This window comes from Pantoea sp. sgz302252 (assembly GCF_047713085.1).
In the GTDB taxonomy this organism is placed as follows: Bacteria; Pseudomonadota; Gammaproteobacteria; order Enterobacterales; family Enterobacteriaceae; genus Scandinavium.
This window is the reverse complement of record NZ_JBLFJW010000004.1, coordinates 164,112-181,787: the sequence shown is the minus strand read 5'-3', so window position 1 is coordinate 181,787 and position 17,676 is coordinate 164,112. Positions and strand designations below refer to the sequence as shown.

The 17,676-nt window shown below is 53.9% G+C and carries 13 protein-coding genes, 2 tRNA genes, 2 other RNA genes and 1 pseudogene; 10 read left to right on the top strand and 8 right to left on the bottom strand.

Annotated features, from left to right (window positions below; translation table 11 throughout):
- The first annotated feature begins 109 nt into the window (after positions 1 to 109).
- A complete protein-coding gene (locus ACLW56_RS05025; RefSeq protein ID WP_330982708.1) occupies positions 110 to 310 on the top strand; it encodes a hypothetical protein in 201 nt (66 codons plus the stop codon).
- Positions 270 to 569, top strand: a pseudogene (locus tag ACLW56_RS05020) (inverse autotransporter invasin YchO); the annotation flags it as partial. The gene ACLW56_RS05025 and the pseudogene ACLW56_RS05020, both read left to right, overlap by 41 nt.
- On the opposite strand, the gene narL reads toward ACLW56_RS05020, so the two are convergent.
- Complete coding sequence (narL, locus tag ACLW56_RS05015; RefSeq protein WP_330982707.1) at positions 566 to 1,216, bottom strand: two-component system response regulator NarL; 651 nt, start codon at positions 1,214 to 1,216, stop codon at positions 566 to 568. The pseudogene ACLW56_RS05020 and the gene narL overlap by 4 nt on opposite strands.
- Positions 1,209 to 3,005 carry a nitrate/nitrite two-component system sensor histidine kinase NarX gene (narX, locus tag ACLW56_RS05010; RefSeq protein ID WP_330982706.1) on the bottom strand — a complete coding sequence of 599 codons (1,797 nt, stop codon included), beginning with the start codon at positions 3,003 to 3,005 and terminating at the stop codon, positions 1,209 to 1,211. Before narX ends, narL begins: the two co-directional genes overlap by 8 nt.
- Positions 3,006 to 3,317: 312 nt before the next feature.
- Between narX and ACLW56_RS05005 the strand changes: the two genes are divergently transcribed.
- The 5 genes from ACLW56_RS05005 to narI all read left to right on the top strand — a co-directional run bounded on the left by ACLW56_RS05005 (position 3,318) and on the right by narI (position 11,758).
- Complete coding sequence (locus tag ACLW56_RS05005; protein WP_330982705.1) at positions 3,318 to 4,709, top strand: NarK family nitrate/nitrite MFS transporter; 1,392 nt, start codon at positions 3,318 to 3,320, stop codon at positions 4,707 to 4,709.
- Between the two features lie 389 nt (positions 4,710 to 5,098).
- Positions 5,099 to 8,842 (top strand): nitrate reductase subunit alpha, encoded by a 3,744-nt coding sequence (locus tag ACLW56_RS05000; RefSeq protein ID WP_330982704.1) that lies wholly within the window; start codon positions 5,099 to 5,101, stop codon positions 8,840 to 8,842.
- Positions 8,839 to 10,374 (top strand): nitrate reductase subunit beta, encoded by a 1,536-nt coding sequence (narH, locus tag ACLW56_RS04995; RefSeq protein ID WP_330982703.1) that lies wholly within the window; start codon positions 8,839 to 8,841, stop codon positions 10,372 to 10,374. The genes ACLW56_RS05000 and narH overlap by 4 nt, the downstream gene beginning before the upstream one ends.
- Positions 10,371 to 11,081, top strand: coding sequence for a nitrate reductase molybdenum cofactor assembly chaperone (narJ, locus tag ACLW56_RS04990; RefSeq protein WP_330982702.1), 711 nt, complete (start codon positions 10,371 to 10,373; stop codon positions 11,079 to 11,081). Before narH ends, narJ begins: the two co-directional genes overlap by 4 nt.
- Complete coding sequence (narI, locus tag ACLW56_RS04985; protein WP_330982701.1) at positions 11,081 to 11,758, top strand: respiratory nitrate reductase subunit gamma; 678 nt, start codon at positions 11,081 to 11,083, stop codon at positions 11,756 to 11,758. Before narJ ends, narI begins: the two co-directional genes overlap by 1 nt.
- Before the next feature lie 228 nt (positions 11,759 to 11,986).
- Here the strand turns inward: narI and ACLW56_RS04980 are convergent.
- The 6 genes from ACLW56_RS04980 to ACLW56_RS04955 all read right to left on the bottom strand — a co-directional run bounded on the left by ACLW56_RS04980 (position 11,987) and on the right by ACLW56_RS04955 (position 14,320).
- Positions 11,987 to 12,116: non-coding RNA, RtT sRNA (locus tag ACLW56_RS04980), on the bottom strand.
- A 42-nt stretch (positions 12,117 to 12,158) separates the two neighbouring features.
- Positions 12,159 to 12,288: non-coding RNA, RtT sRNA (locus ACLW56_RS04975), on the bottom strand.
- Between the two features lie 42 nt (positions 12,289 to 12,330).
- Positions 12,331 to 12,415: transfer RNA gene (locus ACLW56_RS04970), tRNA-Tyr, on the bottom strand.
- Between the two features lie 35 nt (positions 12,416 to 12,450).
- Positions 12,451 to 12,535: transfer RNA gene (locus ACLW56_RS04965), tRNA-Tyr, on the bottom strand.
- Positions 12,536 to 12,971: 436 nt separating this feature from the next.
- Complete coding sequence (gene purU / locus ACLW56_RS04960) at positions 12,972 to 13,814, bottom strand: formyltetrahydrofolate deformylase (RefSeq protein ID WP_330982700.1); 843 nt, start codon at positions 13,812 to 13,814, stop codon at positions 12,972 to 12,974.
- Between the two features lie 50 nt (positions 13,815 to 13,864).
- Positions 13,865 to 14,320 carry a YchJ family protein gene (locus ACLW56_RS04955; RefSeq protein WP_330982699.1) on the bottom strand — a complete coding sequence of 152 codons (456 nt, stop codon included), beginning with the start codon at positions 14,318 to 14,320 and terminating at the stop codon, positions 13,865 to 13,867.
- 110 nt (positions 14,321 to 14,430) lie between these two features.
- On the opposite strand from ACLW56_RS04955, the gene rssA reads away from it, so the two are divergent.
- The 3 genes from rssA (at position 14,431) to galU (ending at position 17,543) form a co-directional block, all read left to right on the top strand.
- Positions 14,431 to 15,336, top strand: a complete 906-nt coding sequence (gene rssA, locus ACLW56_RS04950; RefSeq protein ID WP_330982698.1) for a patatin-like phospholipase RssA — start codon at positions 14,431 to 14,433, stop codon at positions 15,334 to 15,336.
- A gap of 87 nt (positions 15,337 to 15,423) precedes the next feature.
- On the top strand, positions 15,424 to 16,437 hold the full coding sequence (gene rssB / locus ACLW56_RS04945; protein WP_330982697.1) for a two-component system response regulator RssB: 1,014 nt from the start codon (positions 15,424 to 15,426) through the stop codon (positions 16,435 to 16,437).
- 197 nt (positions 16,438 to 16,634) lie between these two features.
- Positions 16,635 to 17,543, top strand: coding sequence for a UTP--glucose-1-phosphate uridylyltransferase GalU (galU, locus tag ACLW56_RS04940; RefSeq protein ID WP_330982696.1), 909 nt, complete (start codon positions 16,635 to 16,637; stop codon positions 17,541 to 17,543).
- Positions 17,544 to 17,676 lie beyond the last annotated feature (133 nt).

Here is a 17,676-nt window from a genome sequence, read left to right as displayed (position 1 = left end):
ACTCTTACAGGAAAGGTGGTTTAAATGTAGTCAATTTTTAAGGATCTTCCTGAAATTCGCCCTGAGGCTGAAACGAAGAGACAAAGCCGTTAAAATACTCAGGATGTGTTTGTCTTACCGCCCTCAACTTCTGCTGTTATTACTCTTGCTGCTGGCAGGAGATGCCGCAGGTGCCCGTCAAACCTTTATCGAACAAGCTGAACACCCTTTTGATAACGCCCCGGCAGAATTGCCCAGCCTGGGTATGGCGGCAGATAATCATGAGAGTGAAAAACATCTCGCGGAAGTTACAGGTTCGCAGGCGGTTTAAAGTGAAGTCATTGACATGGCAGGGCGATTCGCAAGCGCTAAGCCTGACGTCACCGGTCAATCGCAACAACCTGGACGGCTGGACGGTAATTATGCCTGCGTGGGATTACAGCGAAGGGGCCAGCAACCGCTGGCATCTTTCGGTGGTGGCCGAGGATGAAAAAGGGCAGCGCGTTTCTTCCAATGAAATCACGTTGGTGCTGACGGAGCCGCTGGTGAGTTTCCCTGCGGCGACGTCAGAGGCGTTCTGGAACCCTTAAAAAATGCGTTCCTGGTGAACCCATACCGCCGCTTCCACGCGAGATTTCAGCTTCATTTTCTTCAGCATATGCTTCACATGGACTTTCACGGTGCTTTCGGTGATGTCGAGACGGCGGGCGATCATCTTGTTTGGCAGACCCTGAGCAATCAGCTTCAGGATATCGCGCTCGCGCGGCGTGAGCTGATTGATATCTCTGTCTGATATCGCGCGGTTGGCACGCAGGCTGGCAGCCAGCACCGGCGTTAGCGCTTCACTCAGCACCATTTCACCTGCGGCGGCCTGTTGCAGCGCTCTCAATAACTCTTCCGGTTCCATGTCTTTCAGCAGATAACCGTCTGCGCCACGTTTCAACGCCGTCACCACGTCTTCTTCGTGGTTCGACACGCTGAATACGACCACCCGGCCAGACAACGCTTTTTCGCGCAGTTTATCGAGGGTTTCCAGGCCGTTCATGCCCGGCATATTGAGGTCGAGCAGGATCAAATCCGGATCAAGGGCCTCTGCCAGCTCAATCCCTTGCTCGCCGTTGCTGGCTTCACCCACGACCTGAATATCAGGGGCCATGCTGATTAACTGCTTTACGCCAGTGCGCAGCATTGGATGATCGTCAATTAACAGGATGGTGGCCCGTTCCTGATTACTCATGGATTTCTCCTTGGGGTTGTGGAAGCGGTTTTTCTGGAATAAAGGAAACGACAACTTCTGTTCCACCGGTATCACGACGTCTGACCTGGCAATCGCCGCGCAGGCTTTGTGCCCGGTCTCGCATAATGATTAAACCATAGTGGTTAGTTCGCTCGGCATGATCCGGCACGCCGCGACCGTTGTCGGCGACGGTGAGTCGAACCTGATTGTCGTTCTGCGTCACCGACACGGTGACTTCCGTAGCTTCAGAGTGTTTAAGCGCATTGCTCAAGGCTTCCCGGGCGATTTGCAGCGCATGGATAGCCTGATGAGAAGGAACAAAGCGCGGAGGAAGCTGGTAATCCAGCTTCACGTCAAAACCAAAACGGGCGCTGTATTCATGACAGCTGGCTTCCAGCGCCGGACGCAGACCCGGCTCGGTTAATTGCAACCGGAAGGTGGTTAACAGCTCGCGAAGCTGCGCCCATGAGGTATTCAGTTCGTTGCGCATCTGGCTGAGCAACTGACGGCTTTCCGCCGAAAGGTCGCTGCCCTGCATTTGCAGACAGCTGACCTGCATCTTCATACAGGAAAGAGATTGAGCGATGGAATCATGCAGTTCACGCGCAATGGTGGCACGCTCTTCCATCACGATTAGCTGGTGCTGGCGTTCCTGGTGCCTGTCCAGCGCGAGCGTAGCCGTCAGTTGTTCAACTAAGGTATCGACCAGTTGCTGCTGGTCATGACTCAGATGGCGACCGGCAGGCAGTGTCGCCAGCAGGATGCCGAATTGATTATGTGCATCACCCAGGCGCCATTTCAGCGTGGTACCACCGCCAGGCGGGGCAGGGAGATCGCGTGGACACAGGAAGCAGCCTTTATCATCACAATTCAGCTCAGAATGGCAGCTGAACTCCTGATGGTTCTCTTCGTCCTCAACATCGTAAACCCGAACTTCTATGTCGCGAAGCAGCGTTAATTCTTGCAACCCGTTGAGCACGGGAGAGATTCGTTCACAAAGAGGTGCCTGTGAGTGCAGACGACGGTTTGCCTGCCAGAGAAAGCCCAGAATTTCGTTTTTCTGTTCGAGATTGGCGGTTTTTTCCTGCACGCGCTGTTCCAGCACAGAGTAACTTTCCGCCAGCTCTTTGGACATGTTATTCAGCGCCATGCCCAGCGTTGCCATTTCGTTACGCCCACTGATGGTTGCGCGTTGGGTGAAATCACGACGACTGACAGCACGCGCCATGCTCAGCAGTTGCTCCCACGGGTGAAGCAGGCGAGCACGTAGCCAGATGATGGTAAACAGCAGTAATAACGCCATAAACACCGCCATCATTCGTTGTACCCACACCACATGCTGAATGCGTTTTTCGGTGGTATGGTCGAAGGCGGTCACCAGTTGGTCAATGCGGTTCACAAAGCTTGCGACTTCCCCGGCGACAACGTCCTGGCTGCGGGCATTTTTAAGGCTCGGTGCAAGTTCGGTTTTCCAGTATTGCTGTAAGCCACTCAATTGCTGTTGCTGTCCGTCGCGACGCGCGGCTTCAATCAGCTCCGGGCTTGATACGGTTTGGTTCATATCATCGAGTAGTTTTTGATCGTTGCCATGCAGTGGAATAGCCGCCAGCAGGCGATAACTCTGCATACGCAATGAACCGGCTTTGTTGATTGCATGTGCGCTGCCTTGCACTCCATGAACCAGACGCGCAGAAATAGCCATGCCGGTCACACCGATAGCGGTGGACAGCAAAACGATAAGCGCCAGTTGATTGACCAGCGTAAGCGGGGTAAAAAGACGTTTAAACATCGACTACATGGCTCCTGACCAGGGATGCAATCCGGGAGTGCTAACTATTCTCGGATATCACCTGGAGTATACCCATACCCCTAAAGGATTACCTCTTAATTGCCGAAGGGATCGGGAAAAGGGAGTGGGTGGTGAATAACCCTGGAACGCTCGTGATAAACCACACTTTTTTAAGCGATGAGATCTACTCATTTAGAGTGATGGCGATTTTTTGAGCATGATTATGTTCCATTTTCATTTGATTTATATCAACTTACTTCGGCGCGTAAACCCTAATGTGGCGGCATCAAAACGCCATTATTAGAGGTTTCTATGAGTCAATCTTCCGCTTCGGAAAAGGATAAAGGCGCCGTCATCACCGACTGGCGCCCTGAAGACGCTGTCTTCTGGCAAACACGTGGGCATCGGGTTGCCAGCCGCAATTTGTGGATTTCCGTTCCTTGTCTTCTGCTCGCGTTCTGCGTCTGGATGTTGTTCAGCGCGGTAGCGGTAAACCTCAATAAAGTGGGTTTTAACTTCACCACCGATCAGCTCTTCATGTTGACCGCGCTGCCGGGTCTGTCTGGTGCGCTGTTGCGTGTGCCTTATGCGTTTATGGTGCCTATCTTCGGCGGTCGTCGCTGGACGGCCTTCAGCACCGGTATCATGATAGTCCCTTGCGTGTGGCTCGGTTTTGCCGTGCAGGACCCAACCACGCCATTTAGCGTGTTTATGATTATTGCGTTGATGTGTGGTTTCGCCGGCGCGAACTTCGCTTCCAGTATGGCAAACATCAGCTTCTTCTTCCCGAAAGCGAAGCAGGGCGGTGCGCTGGGTCTGAACGGCGGCTTAGGTAACATGGGTGTGAGCGTAATGCAGTTGGTTGCGCCGATTGCTATCTCTGTATCCATTTTTGCCATCTTTGGCGGGAAAGGTGTTGAACAGGCTGACGGTTCTTCCCTGTTCCTCGAAAACGCTGCATGGATTTGGGTCCCGTTCCTGATTGTCTTCACCCTGGCGGCCTGGTTTGGCATGAACGACCTGTCTGCGTCTAAAGCGTCTTTGAAAGAGCAACTTCCTGTTCTGAAACGCGGTCACCTGTGGATCATGGCGGTGCTGTATCTGGCGACTTTCGGCTCGTTCATCGGTTTCTCTGCCGGGTTCGCGATGCTGTCCAAAACCCAGTTCCCTGACGTGAACATTCTGCACTTTGCCTTCTTCGGTCCGTTTATTGGTGCGCTGGCACGTTCCCTGGGCGGCGGCATTTCTGACCGCCTGGGCGGGACTCGCGTTACGCTCATTAACTTCATTGCGATGGCCATTTTCTCTGCACTGCTGTTCCTGACGCTGCCAACTAACGGGCAGGGTGGAAACTTCGTGGCCTTCTTTGCCGTCTTCATGGGGCTGTTTGTGACGGCTGGTCTGGGGAGTGCATCTACCTTCCAGATGATTTCCGTTATTTTCCGCAAACTGACGATGGATCGCGTGAAAGCAGAAGGCGGCAGCGAAGAACATGCGCTGCGCGAAGCGGCAACAGATACGGCGGCAGCATTGGGCTTCATCTCTGCTATCGGTGCTGTCGGCGGCTTCTTTATCCCAAAATCTTTTGGTATCTCGCTGGAAATGACCGGTTCCCCGGCGGGCGCGATGAAAGTGTTCCTCGTGTTCTATATCGCCTGCGTGTTGATCACCTGGGTGGTTTACGGACGTAAAACTAAAAAATAAGTGTGACTTCTTGATTATCAGGCGCGAGTGAATCGCGCCTTTTTTTTACGCCGAATTTAGTTACAACATACTAGTTATATTGCAGAGAGGAAGGCACCTGACCACTGTGCTAAGCCTCGGTCAAATAGCGTACCTACCCCTTAATACCTCCCTGATGAAAGGTGACGAGCGGGTAGGCGTGATTAGTTAGTTTATTCATTGAAAAACAGTAAGTTACAAAAATAATTGTGATAATACTTTGGTGGTATTCGCTCTTTCCGCCCCAATTGTTAACAAAACCCGCCTTGATCGCCATCAATTCCCATCTTCTTTCAGGCAGTTACTTTCGCTGCAATTGTTGCAATGTCGATTTAGCAGAGAGCCGACAGGCTCCTTACAGGAGAAACCCGATGAGCAAATTTCTGGACCGGTTTCGCTACTTCAAACAGAAGGGCGAAACCTTTGCCGATGGGCACGGTCAGCTTATGGAAACCAACCGGGACTGGGAAGACGGATACCGCCAACGCTGGCAGCATGACAAAGTGGTGCGTTCCACCCACGGTGTAAACTGCACCGGGTCATGCAGCTGGAAAATCTACGTGAAAAACGGCCTGGTGACCTGGGAAACCCAGCAAACTGACTATCCGCGTACTCGACCAGACCTGCCAAACCATGAGCCGCGTGGCTGCCCGCGTGGCGCAAGCTACTCCTGGTATCTCTACAGCGCCAACCGCCTGAAATACCCTCTTATGCGTAAACGTCTGATGAAGATGTGGCGCGAAGCCAAAGTGCAGCATCCGGATCCGGTTGATGCCTGGGCGTCGATCATTGAAGATGCTGACAAAGCCAAAAGCTTCAAGCAGGCGCGTGGTCGCGGTGGCTTCGTGCGTTCCTCCTGGCAGGAAGTGAATGAGCTGATTGCCGCGTCTAACGTCTATACCGTCAAAACTTACGGCCCTGACCGTGTGGCGGGCTTCTCGCCCATTCCGGCGATGTCTATGGTTTCCTACGCCGCAGGCGCGCGTTATATCTCCCTGCTTGGCGGAACCTGCCTGAGCTTCTACGACTGGTATTGCGACCTGCCGCCTGCGTCGCCGCAGACCTGGGGCGAGCAGACCGACGTGCCAGAATCTGCCGACTGGTATAACTCTTCCTACATTCTGGCCTGGGGTTCTAACGTTCCGCAGACCCGTACTCCGGATGCCCACTTCTTTACTGAAGTTCGTTATAAGGGCACCAAGACCGTTGCTATCACCCCAGATTACGCGGAAATCGCCAAGCTCTGTGACCTGTGGCTGGCACCGAAGCAGGGGACCGATGCCGCAATGGCGATGGCGATGGGCCACGTTATGCTGCGCGAGTTCCACCTCGACAAGCCAAGCCAATACTTCACCGATTACGTGCGTCGTTACACCGACATGCCGATGCTGGTGACGCTGGAAGAGCGTGATGGCTACTATGCGGCTGGCCGTATGCTGCGTGCTTCCGATCTGGTTGATGCGCTGGGTCAGGAAAAGAACCCTGAATGGAAAACCGTTGCCTTCGATGAGAACGGCGAGATGACCGTCCCGAACGGTTCTATCGGTTTCCGTTGGGGTGACAAAGGCAAGTGGAACCTCGAACAGCGCGACGGTAACAGCGGCGACGAAGTTCAACTGCGCCTCTCGATGCTTGGCGGCCATGACGATATCGCTGAAGTCGGCTTCCCGTATTTCGGCGGCGATGGCACCGAGCACTTCAACAAAGTGGAGCTGGAAAACATCCTGCTGCACAAGCTGCCGGTGAAACGCCTGCAGATGGCCGACGGTTCAACCTGCCTCGTGACCACCGTTTATGACCTGACCATGGCCAACTACGGCCTGGAGCGCGGTCTGGGCGATGCCAACTGCGCCAGCAGCTACGACGACGTGAAAGCGTACACTCCGGCGTGGGCAGAGCAGATTACTGGCGTGCCACGTTCGCAGATTATCCGTACCGCGCGTGAGTTTGCCGATAACGCCGATAAAACGCACGGTCGCTCGATGATCATCGTTGGTGCCGGTCTGAACCACTGGTACCACCTCGATATGAACTATCGTGGTCTGATCAATATGCTTATCTTCTGTGGCTGTGTCGGTCAGAGCGGCGGCGGCTGGGCGCACTATGTGGGCCAGGAAAAACTGCGTCCGCAAACCGGCTGGGCTCCGCTGGCGTTCGCGCTGGACTGGAACCGTCCACCGCGCCACATGAACAGCACCTCTTACTTCTATAACCACTCCAGCCAGTGGCGTTACGAGACGCTGACCGCGCAAGAGCTGTTGTCCCCGATGGCGGATAAATCCCGTTATACCGGGCATCTGCTGGACTTCAACGTTCGCGCAGAGCGTATGGGCTGGCTGCCGTCTGCCCCTCAGTTGGGCACTAACCCGCTGACCATTGCAGCCGAAGCGGAAAAAGCCGGGATGTCTGCGGTGGATTACACCGTGAAATCCCTGAAAGACGGCTCTATGCACTTCGCGGCTGAGCGTCCTGAAAACGGTAAAAACCACCCGCGCAACCTGTTTATCTGGCGTTCCAACCTGCTGGGCTCTTCCGGTAAGGGCCACGAATACATGCTGAAATACCTGCTGGGTACTGAGCACGGTATTCAGGGTAAAGATCTGGGTGAGCAGGGCGGTCTGAAGCCAGAAGAAGTGGAATGGCGTGATAACGGCCTCGACGGCAAGCTGGATCTGGTGGTGACGCTGGACTTCCGTCTGTCGAGCACCTGCTTGTTCTCCGATATCGTGCTGCCAACCGCGACCTGGTATGAGAAAGACGACATGAATACCTCGGATATGCATCCGTTTATTCATCCGCTTTCTGCCGCTGTCGACCCGGCATGGGAATCGAAGAGCGACTGGGATATCTACAAAGACATCGCGAAGACATTCTCTGAAGTGTGCGTGGGACATCTGGGTGTGGAAACCGACGTGGTTACGCTGCCGATTCAGCATGACTCCCCGGCCGAAATGGCTCAGCCGCTGGACGTGAAAGACTGGAAGAAAGGTGAATGCGACCTGATCCCAGGCAAAACCGCGCCGCACATTATGACCGTAGAACGCGATTACCCTGCGACCTGGGAGCGCTTTACCTCTGTCGGTCCGCTGATGGAAAAAATCGGCAATGGCGGGAAAGGCATCGCGTGGAATACCCAGAGCGAAGTCGACTTGCTGCGTAAGCTGAATTACACCAAAGCAGACGGCCCGGCGAAAGGTCAGCCGATGATCAATACCGCTATCGATGCGGCAGAAATGATCCTCACGTTCGCGCCAGAAACTAACGGTCAGGTTGCCGTGAAAGCGTGGGCTGCGTTGAGTGAAATCACCGGTCGCGACCACACGCATCTGGCACTGAATAAAGAAGACGAGAAAATTCGCTTCCGTGATATTCAGGCTCAGCCGCGCAAAATTATCTCCAGCCCGACCTGGTCTGGCCTTGAAGATGAACACGTTTCCTATAACGCGGGTTACACCAACGTTCACGAACTGATCCCATGGCGTACGCTTTCTGGCCGTCAGCAGCTGTATCAGGATCACCAGTGGATGCGTGACTTCGGCGAAAGCCTGCTGGTTTACCGTCCGCCAATCGACACCCGTTCGGTGAAAGCGGTGATGGGCCAGAAGTCCAACGGCAACCCTGAGAAGGCGCTGAACTTCCTGACGCCACACCAGAAATGGGGCATTCACTCCACCTACAGCGACAACTTGCTGATGCTGACACTGTCACGCGGCGGCCCGATTGTGTGGATGAGTGAAACCGACGCTAAAGAGCTGGGCATTGAAGACAACGACTGGATTGAAGCCTTCAACAGCAACGGTTCCCTGACGGCTCGTGCCGTGGTGAGCCAGCGTGTGCCAGCGGGCATGACCATGATGTATCACGCTCAGGAACGTATCGTGAACCTGCCGGGTTCTGAGATTACCGGTCAGCGCGGCGGCATCCACAACTCGGTCACCCGTATCAGCCCGAAACCGACCCACATGATTGGCGGTTACGCGCAGTTGTCGTACAGCTTTAACTACTACGGCACCGTGGGGTCAAACCGCGATGAGTTCGTGGTGGTACGTAAGATGAAGAACATTGACTGGTTAGACGGCGAAGGCAATGACCAGGTACAGGAGAGCGTAAAATGAAAATTCGTTCACAAGTCGGCATGGTGCTGAATCTCGATAAATGCATCGGCTGTCATACCTGCTCAGTAACCTGTAAAAACGTCTGGACCAGCCGTGAAGGGATGGAGTACGCGTGGTTTAACAACGTGGAAACGAAGCCGGGTGTCGGCTTCCCTAACGACTGGGAGAATCAGGAAAAATGGAAGGGCGGTTGGATACGTAAAATTAACGGCAAGCTGGTGCCTCGCATGGGTAACAAAGCCATGCTGCTGGGCAAAATCTTCGCTAACCCGCATCTGCCGGGTATTGAGGATTACTACGAGCCGTTCGATTTCGACTATCAGACACTGCACAAAGCTGGCGAAAGCAAGCACCAGCCGATTGCCCGTCCTCGCTCGCTGATCACCGGTCAGCGTATGGACAAAATCACCTCTGGCCCGAACTGGGAAGATGATCTGGGCGGCGAGTTCTCAAAACTCTCCCGCGACCAGAACTTCGAGAACGTGCAGAAGGCGATGTACGGTCAGTTCGAAAATACCTTCATGATGTACATGCCGCGTCTGTGCGAGCACTGCCTGAATCCGGCGTGTGTGGCGACTTGCCCAAGCGGTGCCATCTACAAGCGTGAAGAAGACGGTATCGTGCTGATCGACCAGGACAAATGTCGTGGCTGGCGCATGTGTATCACCGGTTGCCCGTACAAGAAAATCTACTTCAACTGGAAGAGCGGCAAGTCCGAGAAGTGCATCTTCTGCTACCCGCGTATCGAAGCCGGTCAGCCGACCGTGTGTTCCGAAACCTGCGTGGGCCGTATCCGCTACCTCGGCGTGCTGCTGTATGACGCGGACATGATTGAGCAGGCGGCAAGCACTGAGAGCCAGAAAGACTTGTACCAGCGTCAGCTGGACGTGTTCCTCGACCCGAACGATCCGAAAGTGATTGAGCAGGCGCTGAAAGACGGCATTCCACAGAGCGTGATTGACGCGGCTCAGCAGTCGCCGGTTTACAAAATGGCGATGGACTGGAAGCTGGCGCTGCCACTGCACCCGGAATACCGCACGCTGCCGATGGTCTGGTACGTGCCGCCGCTGTCTCCGATTCAGTCTGCGGCTGACGCTGGCGAGATTGGCAGCAACGGTATTTTGCCGGATGTCGATAGCCTGCGTATTCCTGTGCAGTACCTGGCGAACATGCTGACAGCCGGTGATACCGCACCGGTGCTGCGTGCGCTGAAACGTATGCTGGCGATGCGTCACTACAAGCGTGCTGAAAGCGTTGACGGTGTGAATGACACCAGCGCGCTGGAAGAAGTCGGTCTGACGGAAGCGCAGGCACAGGAAATGTATCGCTACCTGGCGATTGCTAACTACGAAGACCGTTTCGTGGTCCCAAGCAGCCACCGCGAACTGGCGCGTGACGCCTTCCCTGAGAAGAACGGTTGCGGCTTCAGCTTTGGCGACGGTTGCCACGGTTCAGACAGCTCGTTCAACCTGTTTAACAGCCGTCGTATCGATGCCATCGACGTCACCAGCAAAACGGAGCGTCAGTCATGAAAGAACTGATGATCATCTCCCGCCTGCTGGAGTACCCGGATGCTGCCTTATGGCAGCATCAGCAGGAAGTGCATGACGCGCTGGCAGACTCTGACGTACTGGAAATGGAGGAAGCGCAGAAGCTTTGTGTGTTCCTGCGTGACCTGACTCAGCAAGATTTGCTGGACGTTCAGGCGGCGTATAGCGAGCTGTTTGACCGCGGCCGCGCGACCTCACTGCTGCTGTTCGAACACGTTCATGGCGAATCCCGTGACCGTGGCCAGGCGATGGTTGACCTGATGGCGCAGTACGCGCAGCACGGTCTGGAACTGGACAGCCGCGAGTTGCCGGATCACCTGCCGCTGTATCTGGAATATCTGGCGCAGTTGCCCCGTGAAGAAGCGCTGGGTGGCTTGCAGGACGTCGCACCGATTCTGGCGCTGCTGAGCGCCCGTTTACAGCAGCGTGAAAGCCGCTATGCCGTGCTGTTTGACGTGCTGCTGAAACTGGCCAGCACTGAAATCGACGGTGTGAAAGTGGCGGAGAAAATTGCTGATGAAGCTCGCGACGACACGCCGCAGGCACTGGACGCCGTTTGGGAAGAAGAGCAGGTTAAATTCTTCGCCGATCAGGGATGCGCGGATTCAGACATCACCGCCCATCAGCGTCGTTTTTCCGGCGCAGTTGCGCCGCAGTATCTGAATATCTCGACTGGAGGAGAGCGCTAATGCATTTCCTGAATATGTTCTTCTTTGATATCTATCCGTATATCGCCGGAACCATCTTCCTGGTAGGGAGCTGGCTGCGTTACGACTACGGCCAGTACTCCTGGCGTGCTGGCTCCAGCCAGATGCTGGATCGCAAAGGCATGAACCTGGCATCGAATCTGTTCCACCTCGGCATTCTTGGCGTGATCGCCGGTCATGCCTTCGGGATGCTCACGCCGCACTGGATGTATGAATCCTGGCTGCCGCTGGAAGTGAAACAGAAGATGGCGATGTTTGGCGGCGGTGCTGCCGGAGTGATGTGCCTGGTGGGCGGCATTCTGCTGCTGAAACGCCGTCTGACCAGCCCACGCATTCGCGCGACCACCACCAAAGCGGATATTCTGGTGATGTCAGTGCTGGTGCTGCAATGTCTGCTGGGCCTGCTGACCATTCCTTTCTCTGCCCAACATATGGACGGCAGCGAAATGATGAAACTGGTCGGTTGGGCGCAGTCTGTGGTGACCTTCCACGGCGGTGCTTCTGCGCACCTGGACGGCGTTGCGTTTATCTTCCGTCTGCACCTGGTGCTCGGGATGACGCTGTTTGTGCTGTTCCCGTTCTCGCGCCTGGTGCACATCTGGAGCGTGCCGGTTGAATACCTGACACGCAAATACCAGATTGTTCGCGCTCGTCGCTGATTAACGCGCTTTCTGTTCAAGGCCCTGCTGATGCGGTAATGCCGTTCACTTAAGCCTCACGTGACTTGTAGCTAAACGGATATTTAGGCGGAATATAAAGCACCGAACGATCGTATCGTCGGTGCTTCACTGCGTTCGAATCGAACCTTAGTCGAAGCTTCTCATCCTTCCCGCACGGGAGAATATGAAATTTTGGTGTCGATAGGGAATTCGGTGCTGAATGCAAGATGGTGGCGGGGGAAGGATTACTCGGCGCAAGCGCCTCGCCCTTCGGGTCGTTGCCTTTGGCAACGTTTTCTCACTGCGTTCGAATCGAACCTTAGTCGAAGCTTCTCATCCTTCCCGCACGGGAGAATATGAAATTTTGGTGTCGATAGGGAATTCGGTGCTGAATATAAGATGGTGGCGGGGGAAGGATTACTCGGCGCAAGCGCCTCGCCCTTCGGGCCGTTGCCTTTGGCAACGTTTTCTCACTGCGTTCGAATCGAACCTTAGTCGAAGCTTCTCATCCTTCCCGCACGGGAGAATATGAAATTTTGGTGTCGATAGGGAATTTGGTGCTGAATATAAGATGGTGGCGGGGGAAGGATTCGAACCTTCGAAGTCGATGACGGCAGATTTACAGTCTGCTCCCTTTGGCCGCTCGGGAACCCCGCCAGGGGTATGAAATGCTTGAGCGAAATACTTTTTGATGGTGGCGGGGGAAGGATTCGAACCTTCGAAGTCGATGACGGCAGATTTACAGTCTGCTCCCTTTGGCCGCTCGGGAACCCCGCCAGGGGTGTTGGCTATTCACTGCGGGAAGGATTATCGTTACCTGCGGTAACGCTCTCTCGCTGTGGCTCGAGTCGAACTTCGAAGTCGATGACGGCAGATTTGCAGTCAGCTCCCTTATGATCGCTCGGGAACCCCGCCAGGGGTGTTGGCTATTCACTGCGGGAAGGATTATCGTTACCTGCGGTAACGCTCTCTCGCTGTGGCTCGAGTCGAACTTCGAAGTCGTTGACGGCAGATTTGCAGTCAGCTCCCTTATGATCGCTCGGGAACCCCGCCAGGGGTTTGTTTCTTGTATTGCTATTACTGGCCGCTCCCTTGGGGAAGCGGGGCGCATCATATCAAATGACGCGCCGCTGTAAAGCCTTCCTTTCAGGAAAATGAACCGTTTGCGTACTTTTTACCCGTAACGTTTAAAAGCACCGCAAACGGGTTTTCCTTAGAGAATGATCGTTCTGTTGCCATAAACGAAGACGCGCTGCGCAAGGACCTGGTACAGGGCGCGGCTGAGGACGTTTTTCTCAACATCACGGCCGGCACGCATCATATCGTCGGCGGAGTAGGTGTGATCGACGTTAATCACATCCTGCATAATGATAGGGCCTTCATCGAGGTTATCGTTCACATAGTGAGCGGTGGCACCGATGATTTTCACGCCACGCTCATACGCCTGGTGATACGGGCGCGCACCAATAAAGGCTGGCAGGAATGAGTGGTGAATATTGATGATTTTGTTCGGGAAGCGGGCGACAAATGACGGCGTCAGGACGCGCATATATTTTGCCAGCACCACGTAATCCGGTTGATGAGCGTCGATGGCATCGGCCATCAGCTTGTCATGCTCTTCGCGGGTGTGGCCTTCGTGGCTGACCAGTTCAAAGGGGACATCAAAGCGCTCAACCAGCGGGCGCAGCGTTTCATGGTTACCAATGACGGCTGCAATATCGACGTCAAGACCACCGTAGTTGGCCTTCATCAGTAAATCACCCAGACAGTGCGCTTCTTTGGTGACAAGAATCACGATGCGACGACGACCCGCTGGCGTCAGTTCACGAACGGACCCTTCTGGTAAGGCGCTGTCGAGGTCGGCCAGCAGCGTCGAGTCATTGAAAATGCCTTCCAGCTCGGTACGCATAAAGAAACGACCGGTGCGGTGATCAACGAATTCGTTGTTCTGCACAATGTTGAGTTCGTGCTTGTAGCAGATATTGGTAATACGTGCGATCAGCCCTTTCTGGTCCGGGCAGATGGTACGCAACACTTTACGTTGTAATGAGTGCATTGCGGGGGAAATCCTGTTGAAGGTGTTTGCTGTTTCTGTGGCGGTCTTGACTAGCCGCAGCATTTTTTAAATTTTTTGCCTGACCCGCAGGGGCAGGGATCGTTGCGGCCTATCAGAGGACGTGTACCATCAATATAATACCATTGTCCATTTTCTTTTAAGAATCTTGAACGCTCAATCAGGGCGCCGCTCTTGCTATGTTCACGGAAGCGAGCGACGAAACTGACAAAACCTTCATCAGGATGATGCCCTTCATCAGCGGCAAAAATGGTCAGGCCAAGCCATTCGGTGTGCGAGAAACTTTGCTCAAGATCCTGCCTGAATGCCGTGGCTTCGCATGAGGGATGCCAGGTCCTGACCAGGTAGTCGGCATTTTTCATCACGAAGGCGGTATAGCGTGATCGCATGAGCTGTGAAGGTGTTGGCGCAGGCTCGTTGCCCGAAAGATATCGCTGGCAACATAAGCTATACTCCAGAGCGCTGCCGCAGGGGCAAAGTGAGTCCATAAACGCTTTCCCAGGTAACTATAATGAGGCGCAGAGCGCCGGGCGGTAAATATGTTAACCGAGCAATCGTCATGTTGCTACGACAGGAACGGGGTTCATCATCAGCAGGAATGAGAAAGCTTAAAATTGGTTTGGCTCTCGGCTCAGGCGCAGCGCGTGGATGGTCACACATCGGCGTGATTAAAGCGCTACAGAAAATGGGTATTGAGATTGATATTGTGGCGGGGTGTTCGATTGGCGCGCTGGTTGGCGCGGCTTATGCTTGCGACCGGTTACCCGTGCTGGAAAAGTGGGTCTGCTCATTCAGTTCCTGGGATGTGTTACGTCTGATGGATCTTTCCTGGCGCAGAGGCGGCCTTTTGCGCGGCGAGCGTGTGTTCAGCCATTTTCGTCAACTGATCCCCGCGGACGCGATTGAATCCTGCCCACGCCGTTTTGCGACTGTCGCAACAAATCTCAGTACCGGCCGTGAAATCTGGTTCACCGAAGGCGATCTTCATCTGGCGGTACGCGCCTCCTGCAGTATTCCCGGGCTTATGTCTCCCGTCATGCACAACGGCTACTGGCTGGTCGATGGAGCCGTTGTCAACCCGGTACCGGTTTCGCTCACACGCGCATTAGGCGCTGACATCGTGATTGCGGTTGATTTGCAACATGACGCGCATTTAATGCAGCAGGATCTCCTGTCAGTGAACCTTCAGCCCGATCCCGAGTCTTCAGATGATAGCCTGAGCTGGCATGAGCGTTTTCGTGCCAGACTAGGAAGGATGACATCTCGCCGGACGGCGGTAACGCCAACGGCCATGGAGATCATGACGACCTCTATACAGGTGCTGGAAAACCGATTAAAGCGCAATCGAATGGCGGGTGATCCGCCGGATATTTTGTTGCAACCTTTTTGCCCACAAATTTCCACTCTCGATTTTCATCGGGCGCCAGCGGCGATTGCTGCCGGACAACTGGCCGTTGAGAAAAAGATGGATGAACTTTTACCGCTTGTGCGTACTGCGGGTTAGGGCTTTTCGACGACTTCAGCAAAATCTGACAGGCGATCCCTGGAATAGCGTGCCACTATTTACTTATCGTCTGTCAGGGGAGATATCATGACGCAGCCATTGGCGGGAAAACAGATTCTGATTGTTGAGGACGAACCCGTTTTCCGCTCTCTCCTTGATTCGTGGCTTTCATCGCTGGGCGCAGAAACGACCCTGGCAGAAGACGGCGTGGATGCCCTGGAAAAACTGACGCATCTGCAGCCCGATTTGATGATTTGCGATATTGCCATGCCACGTATGAACGGTCTAAAGCTGGTGGAGCAGCTGCGCAACAACGGCCATCAACTGCCTATCCTGGTTATCTCTGCCACCGAAAACATGGCGGATATCGCCAGTGCGCTTCGTCTTGGTGTGCAGGACGTCTTGCTTAAACCTGTCAAAGATTTCAATCGTCTTCGTGAAACCGTTTTTTCCTGTCTCTACCCCAACATGTTTAATTCCCGGGTTGAGGAGGAAGAGCGTTTGTTTGAGGACTGGGATGCGTTGGTCAGTAATCCCGCCGCCGCGGCAAAGCTATTACAGGAATTACAGCCGCCAGTTCAGCAAAGCATTTCACATTGTCGTATCAATTATCGACAACTGGTGTCGGCAGATAAACCCGGGCTGGTACTCGATATTGCACCACTTTCAGATAAAGACCTGGCTTTTTATTGCCTGGACGTCACCCGAGCCGGGGAAAACGGTGTGTTGGCCGCATTATTGTTACGGGCTTTATTTAATGGCCTGTTACAGGAACAGTTAGCGCACGAAGGACAACGCCTGCCCGAATTGGGCAGTTTACTCAAACAGGTGAACCAATTGCTGCGCCAGGCTAATTTGCCTGGACAGTTCCCGCTGCTGGTTGGTTATTACCACAGCGGAATTAAAAACCTCATCCTTGTTTCCGCAGGCCTGAACGGCACGCTGAACACGGGAGACCATCAAATTCAGATCAGCAACGGCGTTCCGCTGGGCACGTTAGGGAATGCTTATTTAAATCAAATCAGCCAGCGCTGCGAGTCGTGGCAGTGCCAAATTTGGGGGGCTGGCGGACGTTTACGCTTAATGTTGTCTGCGGAATGAACAATTAACCAGAGAGGAAGGATATAGCTATCACCGCTTTCAGACAGTGGTGGTACTATCAGCAGGATTTATGCGTAAAATCCTAATTCAAGGTTAACGTGTCCTTTTCAGACCAGACTGCACAAACGGTACTGATATACTCAACGCGTTATTAATTAACGAGCACGTTCAAAGTTTGAACAGTTCAGGAGATTTCAATGGCTGCATTAAATTCAAAAGTCACTAAGGCCGTAATCCCGGTAGCGGGATTGGGCACCAGGATGTTGCCCGCCACTAAAGCGATTCCAAAGGAAATGCTGCCGCTGGTTGACAAGCCATTAATTCAGTATGTTGTAAATGAATGTATCGCTGCAGGCATTACTGAAATTGTACTGGTAACGCATTCCTCGAAAAATTCAATCGAAAACCACTTTGATACCAGCTTCGAACTTGAAGCTATGCTGGAAAAACGTGTTAAACGTCAGTTGCTGGAAGAAGTGCAGTCTATTTGTCCACCGCATGTCACCATTATGCAGGTTCGTCAGGGCCTGGCGAAAGGTCTGGGTCATGCGGTGCTTTGCGCACATCCAGTGGTGGGTAATGAACCTGTCGCGGTTATTCTGCCAGACGTTATTCTGGATGAATATGAATCTGATTTGTCCCGTGAAAACCTGGCAGAGATGATTACACGCTTTGACGAAACGGGCGCCAGCCAAATCATGGTTGAGCCGGTTGAAGATGTGACGGCGTACGGTGTTGTCGACTGCAAAGGCGAAGCACTGAAGCCGGGCGACAGCGTGCCGATGGTGGGTGTGGTTGAGAAGCCTAAAGCCGACGTTGCGCCGTCTAATCTGGCAGTCGTAGGGCGTTATGTCCTGAGCGCGGAAATCTGGCCTCTGCTGGCGAAAACCCCTCCAGGAGCGGGTGATGAGATCCAACTGACCGATGCGATTGATATGCTGATCGAGAAAGAAACCGTTGAAGCCTATCATATGAAAGGCAAGAGCCATGACTGCGGTAATAAACTGGGTTATATGCGTGCTTTTGTTGAATATGGTATTCGCCACAGCTCGCTGGGCGCGGATTTTAAAGCCTGGCTGGAAGAGACTGTAGGCGCGGGCAAGTAACACATTTTCGCACAGCATAAACCGGGGTTCCGAAAGGCCCCGGTTTTTTTACGGGTTTGAGCTGAGGTCAAGACGCGCAATTCAATACTGCTTTCGGACATTGTCATGAACAATGGGTAAAAAAAATCCCGCC

Bases quoted from the DNA above. Each gene is read 5' to 3' on its own strand.
- narL (WP_330982707.1), bottom strand. From the start codon at position 1,216: ATGAGTAATCAGGAACGGGCCACCATCCTGTTAATTGACGATCATCCA.
- narX (WP_330982706.1), bottom strand. From the start codon at position 3,005: ATGTTTAAACGTCTTTTTACCCCGCTTACGCTGGTCAATCAACTGGCG.
- ACLW56_RS05005 (WP_330982705.1), top strand. From the start codon at position 3,318: ATGAGTCAATCTTCCGCTTCGGAAAAGGATAAAGGCGCCGTCATCACC.
- ACLW56_RS05000 (WP_330982704.1), top strand. From the start codon at position 5,099: ATGAGCAAATTTCTGGACCGGTTTCGCTACTTCAAACAGAAGGGCGAA.
- narH (WP_330982703.1), top strand. From the start codon at position 8,839: ATGAAAATTCGTTCACAAGTCGGCATGGTGCTGAATCTCGATAAATGC.
- narJ (WP_330982702.1), top strand. From the start codon at position 10,371: ATGAAAGAACTGATGATCATCTCCCGCCTGCTGGAGTACCCGGATGCT.
- narI (WP_330982701.1), top strand. From the start codon at position 11,081: ATGCATTTCCTGAATATGTTCTTCTTTGATATCTATCCGTATATCGCC.
- purU (WP_330982700.1), bottom strand. From the start codon at position 13,814: ATGCACTCATTACAACGTAAAGTGTTGCGTACCATCTGCCCGGACCAG.
- ACLW56_RS04955 (WP_330982699.1), bottom strand. From the start codon at position 14,320: ATGGACTCACTTTGCCCCTGCGGCAGCGCTCTGGAGTATAGCTTATGT.
- rssA (WP_330982698.1), top strand. From the start codon at position 14,431: ATGAGAAAGCTTAAAATTGGTTTGGCTCTCGGCTCAGGCGCAGCGCGT.
- rssB (WP_330982697.1), top strand. From the start codon at position 15,424: ATGACGCAGCCATTGGCGGGAAAACAGATTCTGATTGTTGAGGACGAA.
- galU (WP_330982696.1), top strand. From the start codon at position 16,635: ATGGCTGCATTAAATTCAAAAGTCACTAAGGCCGTAATCCCGGTAGCG.